The sequence below is a fragment of the Mucilaginibacter polytrichastri genome, from assembly GCF_001911425.1.
Lineage (GTDB): Bacteria > Bacteroidota > Bacteroidia > Sphingobacteriales > Sphingobacteriaceae > Mucilaginibacter > Mucilaginibacter polytrichastri.
In genome coordinates, this window is record NZ_MPPL01000001.1 from 2844655 (window position 1) to 2857871 (window position 13217).

The window sequence follows — 13217 nt, forward strand, 5'->3', positions numbered from 1 at the left end:
AATTGTAAGTTAAAATCAATCTTATAAACATATCAACAATTACTGTTTACCCACACCCTCGTTCAGGTGTTCGGCTTTCCAGCGCATGGCTTCCAGTATACGGTTGTGGCCGCTTGGGTGATCAAAAAAGAAGATCTCTTCCCAGTAACCCGGGTTCATTTTACGGTAAGTGGATAGCTTGATGGCCACCCTGGCAAAAGCATCGGGTTGCCGTGCAGTATTGAGGCCAAACATATCGGCCTCAATTTCTTGCGTGCGGATTATCGTATTAAAAACCGGGGTAGCAAAAAACATAAATACAGAGAATATCAACATTAGTAGCGGATAACCTGCAATATCTTTTAGATCCACGATCATTGACCGGAAAGTTCCCCTTGCCAGCACTTTATTTAAAGCCCAGTTAACAAAGGCAAAACCGATAAATATAATGATCAGAAACATGGCGACCATTTTGTAGATGTGGTTAAGCACATAATGGCCCAACTCGTGCCCCATTACAGCTTGTATCTCCTGCGGAGTACATTGTTTAAGGAGGTTATCATTCAGCGAAACCCTGGTAGTACCTGCAAAGCCGCTTACATTGGCGCTGATACGGTCGCTTTGTTTAGAGGCATCAAACTGATAAACATTGGTAGCCGGTACATTATTGGCACGGGCCATAGATAATATCCCCTCTTTTACCTTGGTATCTGCCAGTGGCTGGTATTTATTAAACAGCGGGCTGATAAATACCGGGGCCACCAAAGCGCCTATAATTAAAAATATTAATGCAATACCGGTACACCATTTCCACCAGTTTTGGCCGGTACGCCTGATAAAGATGTAAAACACCATAATAACCAGGCTTCCAAAAACTACAGCAAGGCCAAGGCTAATCATTTCCTCACGCAACCACTGCACAAAGCTCAGGTTCGAGAGGTTGTACTGATGCTCCCTAAAGTAGCCTACATAAACACCCAGCGGAAAGCTTAATACATAAGAGATTAAAGCGTAGATGGCCACGTATAAAAAATTCTGAATATTGCTGTTTTTGCTGATCCTGGTTACCAGCTTTTTAAGCCAAACCGCTATCCCTGTAAAATAGAATATAACCACCACGGCAATACCGTAAATGAGGTTCCATAAAATGAGCCAGTAACCGCCCTCAAAATAAGCATCAGATTTGGCCTTATCCTTTTGCGGGATGCTATCCATATAAGCCTGTGTAGCGGCTTCGTAATTAAATTTTTTGATAGCGGTATCTGTCTTCTGCACCGTGGCAGCACTATCAGCCGCAGCGAAAGAAACACCGATAAAACAGAAGCAAAACAACAGGATAAGTAAAGAACCTTTCATGATGAGGGGTTAAGTATTTGCATGTTTGACACCAAAGCGCCAAAACTGTTACTAAATATACCGATTAAGTTTAAGACAACCTAACTGGCAAACGTAACAGACAACACACAATCAATCACTTAAGCTTTCAGCATTCGCTGGATTTCATCCAGTTTCATCATGGCTTCAACCGGGGTAAGGGTGTTTACGTCGAGGTTGTTTAGCGTATCACGAATCTTTACTAATACCGGGTCATCTATCGAAAACATTTGTAGCTGCAATGCTTGTTTCTGCACCTTTTTAATACTCTCTTTAATATGCTCACCTCCGGTACGCTCGTGTTCCAGCTTTTTGAGTACATCATTAGCCCGTGCCAGCACTTTAGGCGGCATACCAGCCAGCTTGGCTACGTGGATACCAAAGCTATGCTCGCTGCCACCCGGCACCAGCTTACGTAGAAAGATGATTTGGTGGCCAACCTCTTTAACCGTAACATTAAAGTTTTTAATGCGGGGGAAGGAGTTGCTTAATTCATTCAACTCGTGGTAGTGGGTTGCAAACAATGTTTTGGCTTGCGCGGTTGGATGCCCATGCAGATACTCGGCAATAGACCAGGCGATAGAAATACCATCGTAGGTAGATGTTCCTCTACCGATCTCATCCAACAGGATCAGGCTCCGGTCAGAAAGGTTATTCAGGATACTGGCCGTCTCGTTCATCTCCACCATAAAGGTCGATTCGCCCGACGACAGGTTATCTGATGCACCCACACGGGTAAAGATCTTATCAACCACACCAATAGAAGCTTCTTTGGCCGGCACAAAGCAGCCCATCTGCGCCATCAGTACAATTAAGCCGGTTTGCCTCAGCAAGGCAGATTTACCCGCCATATTGGGGCCGGTTATGATAATTATCTGCTGCGACTCCGAATCCAGGAAAACATCATTGGTGATATAGGCTTCGCCCGGCGGCAAATTTTGCTCAATAACCGGGTGGCGGCCACCTTTAATGTCAATTACCCGGCTATCATTAATCTGCGGTTTAACGTAATAGTTCTTTTCAGATATAGTTGCGAAATTCAGCAACACATCCAAACGGGCTATCAGCTGCGCATTGAGTTGAATTGGCTTAATATATTCGGCGAGAGCGTAAAGTAGTTCGTTGTAAAGCCTGGTTTCTAAAGCCAGTATCTTTTCTTCGGCACCTAAAATCTGCTCCTCATATTCTTTTAGTTCGGGGGTAATGTAACGCTCAGCGTTTACCAGTGTTTGCTTGCGGATCCACTCCGTAGGTACCTTATCGCGGTGCGAATGGGTAACTTCCAGGTAATAGCCAAACACGTTATTGAACGATACCTTCAATGATGGTATCCCTGTCGATTCTGCTTCACGTTTCTGGATCTCCAGCAAATAACCTTTACCACCGAAAGCAATTTTTCGCAAACGGTCAAGCTCCTCATTAATGCCTTCGGCCATTACGCCGCCTTTGGCAATCATTACCGGGGGCTCGGGGTTAAGCTCCTTCCCTATTTTTTCGCAGATGATGGTACATGGGTTCAGTTGCTCACCAATGGCTTTCAGCGGTTCGCTATTGGCCTGGCTGCACATGCCCTTAATAGTATCAATAGCAGACAATGCCCTTTTCAGCTGACTAACTTCCCTTGGGTTGGCCTTCTGCAAACCAATCTTCGAGATCAGCCTTTCCAGGTCGCCTATCTGGCGAATGTTTTGTTTCAATTCTTCGCGCAGTTCTTCATGGGCCATCAGGTGTTCCACTACATTTAGCCTGTCGGTAATGGGTTTAATCTCCTTCAAAGGCATCACAATCCAACGGCGCAGCAAGCGCGCACCCATAGGCGAGCAGGTATGGTCGAGTACATCGGCAAGCGTAATGGCGTTCTCGTTGTTAGAGCCTATCAGTTCCAGGTTACGGATGCTGAACCGGTCGAGCCACAGATAGCGGTCTTCCTCAATCCGTGATATAGCCGAGATATGCTGCAGTTTACGGTGCTCTGTTTCATTCAAATAATGTAACGCAACACCTGCCGCAACAATCCCCAAATTCAATCGGTCTATACCGAAACCTTTGAGTGATTTTACGCCGAAATGCTTCAGCAGTGTTTCCTGTGCATAGTCGCCGCTGTAAGGCCAGTCGTCAAGCGTGTAGGTATAAAAGCGGTCGCCAAAGCTTTCCTTAAAGTCGTGGTTCCGGCTTTTAGGGTAGATTACCTCGCTTGGCGCAAAGCTTTGCAATAGTTTATCTATGTAGCCCACATTTCCCTGCGCGGTCAGGAACTCACCTGTAGAAATATCGAGCAGTGCAATACCAATGCTGTTTTTCTCGAAATATAACGAGGCCAGGTAGTTATTGCGTTTTTGTTGCAGTATGTTATCATTAGTGGCTACGCCGGGCGTAACCAGTTCGGTAACCCCGCGTTTCACAATGGTTTTGGTAGTCTTCGGGTCTTCGAGCTGATCGCAGATGGCCACCCGCTGACCGGCACGTACCAGCTTGGGCAGGTAAGTCTCGATAGAGTGATGCGGAAAGCCCGCCAGTTCGATATATGTGGCCGCGCCATTAGCACGCCTGGTAAGCGTGATCCCCAAAATGCCTGCTGCCTTAATAGCATCGGCCCCAAATGTTTCGTAAAAATCGCCAACGCGGAATAACAACAAAGCACCAGGGTACTTGGTCTTGATCTCGTTGTATTGCTGCATGAGCGGCGTTTCTTTCTGAACGGTTTTTGCCAAACGGATTTTAAATTAATGGGTAAAGTTAAGGGCTTATCCGTGTATTTATGGCAGGTGTGGAAAAATTTGAAGGGGTGTGGAGAGATTGATGATTTCGGATGCCTATCAAACACGTCATTGGTACGAAGACAACCGACCGGAGGAAGTTCATTAATACCTTATAAAAAGCAACCTAACATTAATAATCCCCGAGCGACTGATGGTGATGTAAATTAAGCATTATCCCTAAATTATTCACTCCTTCAAAACTCAACCTCCACCTCATTACCATGGGCGTTGCCTTCGGCCCAGGCTATCCGTTACAAGTCCTCGCTCCACTCCGGGCTTTTCACTTCTATCCTTAACGCGGGAGTAGGCCAATTTATCTATGCAACTTATCATTGAGGTAACGAAGCAATGGCAAGTTGGAGTTTGCTCGTCTTCCTTTTATCGCATTTCTCCAAAAATCTATTTCACTCTTAAATAAACACTCCCGCTCCCATTATCCGGCCCCTGGTTAATAGAATTAATCAATAAAGTATCCGGCTTACCAACGTGAATTGCATAAGTGCCTCTAATCACGGTATCTGTTTTTAATACATGGCTTGCATAATAGCCGGGATAATATTGGTATTTATCTAACAGTAAATAAGTACCGCTTCGGGTTACCGTCCCTGATGTAGCTTCGCTGTACAAAGAAGTGTTAAAATTAAGCAGAATAGGCTTCGCAATATCCGCTTCGGTTTTTTGCGTACCGGCTATGGTAATGTTGTATGATTCGGCCAGCTTCCAGCTGCCAACAATTGAGGCCGAACTTGGTACAGCATCATTTGATTTTTTACAAGCTGAAAAAACGATAGCCAACAAAAGGCAGATGATTACTTTATATTTCATTTGTAAGGGGTTATAAGCATAATACGCAAATTAGTTATAAGATATAACAGTTGTGTTTTAAATTATTGCCTTGATTCTTGTCTATCTATTCTGGATTCATCCCTAAAACTATAAGTTTAAACACTCAACCTAAACACTATATTTGTTACATTATATCATCAATATTAAAACCACACGATTATGAAAAAGCTAGCCTTACTTTTCGCACTGGCATTAATGCAAACGGCATTATTTGCACAAACCACCTGGACGAATGACAAAATGCATTCGCAGGTAAAATTTACTATCACACACTTAGGTGTATCTGATGTAAGTGGTTTATTTAAAGATTTTGACGCTAAAATCATTGCTTCTAAAGCTGATTTCAGCGATGCTAAATTTGAGCTTACTGCTAAAACAGCATCTGTATGGACCGGCGTTGACATGCGCGATCAGCACTTACAAAGCGCCGATTTTTTCGACGTGGCTAACTTCCCGCAAATGACTTTTACCAGCACAGGCGTTAAAGCTTCGGGCGCGGGTAAATTCAAGGTAACGGGCGATTTAACCATCCACGGTGTTACCAAACCGGTTACTTTAGATATTTGGTACCGCGGTACCATTACCAACCCGATGAGCAAAGCAGACGATGCAGGCTTCCAGGTTAGCGGTATAATCAAACGTTCTGATTTTAACTTCGGCAGCAAGTTCCCTGCGCCAATGTTAAGCGATGATGTTACCATTAAAGTTGACGGCGAGTTTGCCAAAGCCAAATAATTTTATTTCGACTGATATAAAGCAGCGAAATGCCAAAGCCTTCCGATAACATCGGAGGGCTTTTTTTCATATCTTTCAGTCATGCTGAACTTGTTTCAGCACCTCACGTGACGAGTGTATGCCCTAGCGTATCTGTAACTTGAATTCTTCAACTTAGCACTCTTATACTCAGCATGTGAGATGCCGAAACGAGTTCGGCATGACGGGCGGTGAGTTATTTCGGCACAAAGCCTAAGCAATTAATTACATTACAATTATAACATAGCGTTAAAATATCTGCGTCTGCCGCTGTATATTAGCGCTGCTTATGAAACGTCGTCACTTTTTATCGTCAACCGCGCTGTCGTTGGCCTCATTAGCCGTATCCGGCAATAAAACTTTTGCTGCCATGGCGGCAACACCCTATCAGTTTAAACCATTACGCCGTAATGTAGGCATGTTTGCCGAGCAGGGCGGCACCATAGCCTGGCTATCTAATAACGATGGCATTGTGGTTGTTGATGCCGAGTTTCCGGCACCGGCTACAGACCTGATAGCCGAATTAAAAAAGCAATCGGACAAGCCGTTTCAGTACCTTATTAATACCCACCACCACGGCGACCATACATCGGGCAATATCTCCTTTAAAGGATTGGTTAAACACGTTGCCGCACACGAAAACTCCCTTAAAAACCAAAAGGCTGTTGCCGTAGAGGCCAAAACCGAGGACAAGCAACTTTACCCGGATATTACGTATACCAACCACTGGAAGATTAAAGTGGGTGATGAAAAAATAAAGACTTATTACTGGGGGCCGGGCCATACCAATGGCGACACGATGATCCATTTTGAGAATGCCAACATTGTACATACCGGCGACCTTGTTTTTAACCGCCGATATCCGTTTGTAGACCGTAAAGCCGGTGCGTCTGTTGTGAACTGGGCCCTGGCACTTGAAAAAGCGCAGAAACAATTTGACAAAGATACCCTGTTTGTATTTGGCCATGCATTCGATCCTGAAAAAGTAACCGGTACCCTGGATGACCTGAAAGCCATGCAAAACTACATGGAAAAACTGGTGGCCTTTGTACAAGGCGCAATAAATAATGGCAGAACAAAGGCCGATATTATATCAGCAACGGCTATCCCCGGCATAACCGAATGGCAAGGCCAGGGCATTGAGCGCAGCCTGACTGCCGCTTATGAAGAACTAACCCTCTGATCAACTAAAAGACATCCATAAAACAGAAAAAGGCCGGGATCTCAACCCGACCTTTTCGCGTAAATTAATCAACGTAAGCCGGGCTCTCACCTCCGGCTTGCTTAACTCAAGGGCTAATCAAGCCTATTTCAATCTGTATGTAATTCCTAAATTAACGGCATAGTCGGCAAAGGCTGCGTCGCCATGCGCTGGTACACCGGTTAACTCTGTGGTAATATGGTCTGCAAAACTTATGGTACGGTCGCGCACTACAGCCACCGGTACATAAGCATATATCGATAGGTTTTTAAGTCTGAAGGTAACACCCGGTTCGGCCGAAATAATGTAACCCGGCCTGCGGAAACCTGCGCTGCCACCTACCAGATCATGTGCCGGCAAACACTCATCGCGCACGCCTGCGGTAAATACAAAGTGCGATAAACCATAGCTTACACCACCTCTTAACAGGTATTGATCGGGTACGCTCATCACATCGCTGCTATTGGCTACAGACGTAGCACTTGGTGTGCCGCCACGGGCACTTGATACACCATTTTGCTCGCGCGGGCTTAGCAGGTAATAAAAGTTCCCGTACAGGCCAAATTTGTGGCTAAAGTTATAGTAAGCATTTATCTCTGTAGTAATACCGGTACCACCATCACCCAACTGGATAGATTGATCTACAGGGCCTAAGCGGCGTGTACCGTTGGGGCCAACATTGTAAAAATAATCCTGGTACTGGTAATTACCTGTAGGGAACTTAATGCCCAAACCAGCCTGGATATTGCCTTTACGATTTGTTTGCGGGTTAAGCAGCCATACATAACCGCTAAAGCGAATATCGCCTATGCCAAATGAATGCGTTGTTTCCCTGCTTACGCCGCCATGTTCGTACAGCGACGAACGGCTGTTGGCAATAACTGGTACATCGACAGAGATAGACCAACGCTGATTAAAAATGCGAGTAAGGGTTAAATCGTTGGTATAGGCATGGTTAATTACATTAGTACCCAGCGCAATACGTTGTTTTTGCTCTTGTGTACCAATAAAGTGCCTGAAAGATTTATAGTAACGGCTATTGCTGTTAAACAGCCATGCACCACCGTTGGCATTTACACTGTCGGGATGCTCATCCATAGTACATAAGCCGCCGGTGCTGCGGATAGCTACACAACCTTGTGCAGAAACATGATTATATAACGCGCAAATAAGCATTGCAGAAACTGCAAGCAATTTTAAAGTAGATTTCATTTCAAATTTAAATGTTGAATTGTTGTTAAAACTGATTGATAATAAATGGACAGATACAACAGCTTAGGCAGCATAACGTAATGGCTCACAGGCATAAATAATACCTGGACATCATCAAAATATATTGATGATACTAATAAATAGCACCACAACAAATTATGACCGTTAAAGTGAAAGCATGAGGAATCTGCAAGCTGAACAAAAAGTATTACATATGGCTTTATAAGCCACATTAAACCTTACAGATCAGCAAAAAAAGAAGTATTTAACAACTGAAATCGGGAGGTTGCCCTCGTGTTTCTACGAAGGGATTAAGCAGGCAGGAATAGGTATTAACGTATTCCTTTTTAATTAGTGATGCTATAGTGGTAAACTGGTAATTTACTACCGGGTAATCATATTGTGCATCAATAGTTCTTTTGACAGAATCATGCGCCTTTTTACCCAACGGCACATCATTAATTTCTTTGGCTATAATTATATTGGCATTAAATAACCGGGTTTTAACTGTATTAGGGATACACAGCATAGCCATAGTATCGGGGCTCATTTTTAGCCTTACATAGTTGTAAAAAGTGCCCTTAAGCTGTATCTGACCTTCAATATGTTCGTAGCGGGGCCAGGCATGCATACCCGGTAAGTGTACCGGTATCTTTATCTCAATCAGTTTTTTATCGATCTTATTATCATAAACCTCTTTCACAATCTGCACATCAGACTGGTGAAAGAAATACTCAAACAGCACAGAATAACCGCCTGTTGTAAACAGAAGTATACTTAACAGTACTATGGCAATCAATCGTCTCAATTAGGGAATGAGGTTCTTTTGGGTTACAGAAGTGAATATAGGAGTATATCTTAATAAATGAAACTATATATGAATTAATAACCATAAAAAAAGGTGCAGCTTAACCAAGCTGCACCTTACTTATTTAAATAATACGTTTTATGCTGATAAGTTATCCAAATCCTTCATGTCCTGCTCTGTTAACTCAACATTTGCGGTTTTCAGATTATCTTCCAGGTGAGCTACGCTTGATGTACCCGGTATCAGTAAAATATTATCTGCATGGTGCAGCAACCAGCTTAGTGCAACCTGGTGTACGGTAGCATTGTGCTTATAAGCTACTTTTTGCAAAGCCGCTAATCCTTTAACATTACCAGAGCTTAGCGGATACCATGGGATGAAGGCAATGTGGTGCTCCTTGCAATACTCTAGAACCGGTTCCCATTTGCGGTTATCCACACTGTACATATTTTGCACAGACACCACCTCAAAAAATTGCTGCGCATGTTTAATATCATCCACACTTACTTCTGATAAGCCAATGTGTTTAATTTTGCCTTCTTGCTGTGCCTGTTTTAAAAACTCGAAAGTTTTTTCTGCAGGTACCTTTGTGTCAATGCGGTGGAGTTGGTACAAATCTATCCGGTCAAGTTTCAGGCGCTTTAAACTGCCATTCAGAGCTTCTTTCAAGTGCTCCGGGCTTGAGTCTACCGGCCATTGATCGGGGCCTGTTCTTAGCAAACCGCCTTTAGTGCCAATAACCAAACCTTCGGGGTATGGGTATAAGGCCTCGGCTATTAATTCTTCCGATACATTGGGTCCGTAGCTATCTGCTGTGTCTATAAAATTAACGCCCAGTTCTACCGCGCGTTTTAAAACTTTAATGGCTTCATCTTTATCTGCAGGCGGGCCCCATATACCTTTACCGGTTATACGCATGGCACCATAACCTACCCGGTTAACGGTTAAATCGCCACCTATGGTAAAATCTTTTTTAAATGTTACGTTACTCATTTGGTTTGATGTTTGATGTTAAAAAACGTTCGATTTAAGCTTAATGTTTACCAATAATGGTAAGGCTATTGTAATTAATAATAGCCGCATTTAGCTATGGGATAAACATTACAATTCTGCAACTTTAAAGGGCTTAATGTCGACGGTTTCCCATACCTTTTGGGTTACATACGGATCATTGTTTTTCCAGGCTTCCAGCAATTCTTCCGATTCGAATTGAACAATCATCGTAGAGCCGATCATTTTGCCATCTTCATTAAGTATAGCGCCCCCTATTATATAATTACCATTCGCTTTCAACTCGCGCACGGTATCTAAATGGTGCGGGCGTACATTTGCACGTCTTTCAAAAGCTTCGGTGTCTGTATAATCGTATGCGGTAATAAGATATTGATTCATGATCTATAGTTTTTGTTAGTGCTGTTATTTAAATGCACAAGTGTTACAATTGTTTCGTTTGAACAGAAAAGTTCGCTAAAATTGAGATCAACTAACAAACGGAATAACTGTACATTTTACAGTATTTTTTTACATATTTGTTTTCTTTGAGAATAACCAATTTTATGAGCCACAACTTACATCAGCAGTTTAAAAAACTATTTAATAGCGAAGCTACCAATGCCTATTTTTCACCGGGCAGGGTAAACCTTATTGGCGAACATATTGATTACAACGGTGGCCTGGTAATGCCTTGTGCCATTACTTTTGGTACTTACCTGCTTGTTGCCCCCAATACAGAAGGCAAATTCCGTTTAAGAAGCATCAACTTTGAAGAACAGTTAGATATTGATCTGCAAACCACTTATACCAAGCAGGATAAGTTTTGGTTTAACTATCCGCTTGGGGTAATGGCCCATTTTTTAAAAGACGGCCATCAGTTACAAGGCCTGGATATGCTTTATTATGGTGATATTCCTATTGGTTCGGGCCTTTCTTCTTCGGCATCTATCGAGGTGGTTACCGCTTTTGCACTTAACGAATTATTTAAGTCAGGTTATAGCAAGCTGGATCTGGTTAAACTCTCTAAATGGGTAGAGAATAGCTTCATCGGCTTAAATAGCGGTATAATGGATCAGTTTGCTGTTGCCTTCGGCGAAGCAGAAAAGGCACTAATGCTAAATTGCGATACGCTGGATTACCAGGCAGTAGATTGCCATTTGGGCGAATACCTGCTGGCTATTATCAATACCAACAAACCCCGCAAACTGGCCGAATCTAAATATAACGAACGTGTACAAGAGTGCCAGACAGCTTTAGCAGCATTACAAACCGAACTAGATATTCAAAACTTGTGCGACATTGATGCCGCCAAGTTTAAACAATACGAGCATCTAATTACCGACCAAACGGTTAAAAACCGTGCACAACACGTAATTGAAGAGAATGACCGGGTAAAACTGGCTGCTAAAGAATTAGCTGCCCATAACCTGCTAGAGTTTGGCAAACTGATGTATGCCTCGCACGATTCTCTCAGCAAACTTTACGAAGTAAGCGGCGTAGAATTAGATACCATTGCTGAATACGCCAAAAATGCTCCTGATGTAGCCGGAGCACGCATGACAGGCGCCGGATTTGGCGGCTGCGCCATAGCTTTAGTAAAAAAGAATGCTTTTGATGAATTCACCAAAGGAATTACCGAATTTTACACCGGGAAAATAGGCTATGCACCGTCCGTATACAGTTCGCTGATTGGGCCGGGTGTTGGCGTGTATAACGGATAAACATGCGTAAATTAAAATTGGACGAGCTAAACCGTCCTTCGGTTTCTGAATTTAAAGCTCAGGATAAACTCCCTGTGGCTGTGGTAATGGATAATGTGCGCAGTATGCACAATGTGGGTTCCATCTTCCGTACCAGCGATGGTTTTGCGGTTGAGCAGATTGTACTTTGTGGCATCACTGCCCAGCCCCCTCACCGCGAAATTGAGAAAACAGCGCTTGGCGCTACCCAATCTATTAACTGGAGTTACGAAACTGATACTGTTATCGCTGTTGAAAAACTAAGGCAGGCAGGATATGTAATTATAGCGGTAGAACAAGCCGAAAACAGCATCATGCTGAATACTTTTGAACCCGAACAGGATAAAAAATACGCCCTCATATTTGGTAACGAGGTAAATGGCGTAAGCGAAGGTGTAATGGCTACTATCGACCATTGCATCGAAATCCCTCAGTTTGGCACCAAGCATTCATTTAATATTGTAGTATCGGCAGGTATTGTACTTTGGGATTTTTTCGCGAAATTGAATCTTCAATAAACCGATTGCCAAAAGCTGCTTATTAAATCATGGGCAGATTGTGGTATATAGATCTTTGTCAAAAACAAGGTAGAATTGACAGAAAAGTTTGGCAATTGATGAAGATGTTGGTGAATGGAAAGAAGAATCTATCAGAAAAGTAACATCTGCAAAGACACATTCATACAGCACTTATTTCGAGTCAAGCCTACATTGTACGGAACTTAAATAAAGCATTCGCTTGTACTTATACACTTAATACTTATGAATAAATATTCATTCAAAAGAATGTTCTGGTCTTACACGTTTTGTGTTGCGCCTGTATTTATATTATGTGGCATTCTGTCATTTTTCAACATTAAAGCCATGTATTTTAATGATACCCCAGTATATGGCATAAAAGCATTAATAATTTCGATTTTGAGTACACCATTTTTCGGTTTGATCTGGGCTTTTTTTAATTGGTTGATGTTAAGATTTGGAGGCTTTCTATATGATAATTTTTTAATATTGACCAACAAATCTAAAACAGGTCAGCCAAACCTATAGCTTGATCCAAGTATCTGCAAACAGTTCAAAAATTTGTCATTGCGAGGTACGAAGCAATCTCGTGACTATACAGATCGAATAAGTATGCGACGAGATTGCCACGCTATCGCTCGCAATGACAAAGTTTATAATTGCCATACAACTACTACCTTAACATAACCTCTTCTCATGCAGCATTGGTAATGTTGCGGCAACCACTATCCCTGTCCAACCACTGCACTTAATAGCAACAGAACCCGGCTGCGAGCTTTCTTTTGATTACATTTCTTTGGCGGTCAAAGAAATGTGACATCCACTAACGATAATAGTTTACCCTACCCTCCTAATAGAAAACGGATTATGAGACAGATTCTGCTTTATTAAAGTCAATGCCTTTTAGGTCTGAGATTGCTTCGTTCCTCGCAATGACGCGAGTTTATTAATCTTATTTCTCTCCCATCAAAGCATTGACAAATTACCAAATCAACAAATTGTCAAATTCCCCCAACCTTTCCCCCCTCACTCCTG

The 13217-nt window shown here is 42.8% G+C and carries 11 protein-coding genes; 4 read left to right on the plus strand and 7 right to left on the minus strand.

The annotated features are described in order from the left end of the window. Window positions 1–39: 39 nt before the first annotated feature. From RG47T_RS12070 to RG47T_RS12085, 3 genes are all read right to left on the minus strand, one after another. Complete coding sequence (locus RG47T_RS12070; protein WP_083627391.1) at window positions 40–1335, minus strand: M48 family metallopeptidase; 1296 nt, start codon at window positions 1333–1335, stop codon at window positions 40–42. 119 nt (window positions 1336–1454) lie between these two features. Continuing rightward, complete coding sequence (gene mutS, locus RG47T_RS12075; protein ID WP_074489700.1) at window positions 1455–4064, minus strand: DNA mismatch repair protein MutS; 2610 nt, start codon at window positions 4062–4064, stop codon at window positions 1455–1457. Window positions 4065–4511: 447 nt separating this feature from the next. Then, window positions 4512–4937 (minus strand): hypothetical protein, encoded by a 426-nt coding sequence (locus tag RG47T_RS12085; protein ID WP_074489702.1) that lies wholly within the window; start codon window positions 4935–4937, stop codon window positions 4512–4514. 180 nt (window positions 4938–5117) lie between these two features. On the opposite strand from RG47T_RS12085, the gene RG47T_RS12090 reads away from it, so the two are divergent. Both RG47T_RS12090 and RG47T_RS12095 read left to right on the plus strand, forming a co-directional pair. Further along, complete coding sequence (locus RG47T_RS12090; RefSeq protein ID WP_074489703.1) at window positions 5118–5693, plus strand: YceI family protein; 576 nt, start codon at window positions 5118–5120, stop codon at window positions 5691–5693. Window positions 5694–6000: 307 nt separating this feature from the next. After that, entirely contained in the window at window positions 6001–6894 is an 894-nt protein-coding gene (locus tag RG47T_RS12095) for an MBL fold metallo-hydrolase (RefSeq protein ID WP_074489704.1), read from the plus strand. A 123-nt stretch (window positions 6895–7017) separates the two neighbouring features. On the opposite strand, the gene RG47T_RS12100 is transcribed toward RG47T_RS12095, so the two are convergent. From RG47T_RS12100 to RG47T_RS12115, 4 genes are all read right to left on the minus strand, one after another. Next, window positions 7018–8124, minus strand: coding sequence for a hypothetical protein (locus RG47T_RS12100; protein ID WP_074489705.1), 1107 nt, complete (start codon window positions 8122–8124; stop codon window positions 7018–7020). 265 nt (window positions 8125–8389) lie between these two features. Then, a complete protein-coding gene (locus tag RG47T_RS12105; RefSeq protein WP_139235681.1) occupies window positions 8390–8932 on the minus strand; it encodes a hypothetical protein in 543 nt (180 codons plus the stop codon). A gap of 138 nt (window positions 8933–9070) precedes the next feature. Then, window positions 9071–9925, minus strand: coding sequence for an aldo/keto reductase (locus RG47T_RS12110; protein ID WP_074489707.1), 855 nt, complete (start codon window positions 9923–9925; stop codon window positions 9071–9073). A gap of 108 nt (window positions 9926–10033) precedes the next feature. Then, window positions 10034–10324, minus strand: coding sequence for a YciI family protein (locus tag RG47T_RS12115; protein ID WP_074489708.1), 291 nt, complete (start codon window positions 10322–10324; stop codon window positions 10034–10036). A gap of 164 nt (window positions 10325–10488) precedes the next feature. Between RG47T_RS12115 and RG47T_RS12120 the strand changes: the two genes are divergently transcribed. Together RG47T_RS12120 and RG47T_RS12125 are read left to right on the plus strand one after the other, a co-directional pair. After that, the gene (locus tag RG47T_RS12120) at window positions 10489–11646 is read left to right on the plus strand and encodes a galactokinase (RefSeq protein ID WP_074489709.1); all 1158 of its coding nucleotides are present in this window, start codon (window positions 10489–10491) and stop codon (window positions 11644–11646) included. 2 nt (window positions 11647–11648) lie between these two features. After that, entirely contained in the window at window positions 11649–12182 is a 534-nt protein-coding gene (locus RG47T_RS12125) for an RNA methyltransferase (protein ID WP_074489710.1), read from the plus strand. Window positions 12183–13217: the final 1035 nt, after the last annotated feature.

Coding starts and splice junctions, on each gene's coding strand:
- RG47T_RS12070 (WP_083627391.1), bottom strand. CDS start 1,335: ATGAAAGGTTCTTTACTTATCCTGTTGTTTTGCTTCTGTTTTATCGGT.
- RG47T_RS12085 (WP_074489702.1), bottom strand. CDS start 4,937: ATGAAATATAAAGTAATCATCTGCCTTTTGTTGGCTATCGTTTTTTCA.
- RG47T_RS12090 (WP_074489703.1), top strand. CDS start 5,118: ATGAAAAAGCTAGCCTTACTTTTCGCACTGGCATTAATGCAAACGGCA.
- RG47T_RS12095 (WP_074489704.1), top strand. CDS start 6,001: ATGAAACGTCGTCACTTTTTATCGTCAACCGCGCTGTCGTTGGCCTCA.
- RG47T_RS12100 (WP_074489705.1), bottom strand. CDS start 8,124: ATGAAATCTACTTTAAAATTGCTTGCAGTTTCTGCAATGCTTATTTGC.
- RG47T_RS12110 (WP_074489707.1), bottom strand. CDS start 9,925: ATGAGTAACGTAACATTTAAAAAAGATTTTACCATAGGTGGCGATTTA.
- RG47T_RS12115 (WP_074489708.1), bottom strand. CDS start 10,324: ATGAATCAATATCTTATTACCGCATACGATTATACAGACACCGAAGCT.
- RG47T_RS12120 (WP_074489709.1), top strand. CDS start 10,489: ATGAGCCACAACTTACATCAGCAGTTTAAAAAACTATTTAATAGCGAA.
- RG47T_RS12125 (WP_074489710.1), top strand. CDS start 11,649: ATGCGTAAATTAAAATTGGACGAGCTAAACCGTCCTTCGGTTTCTGAA.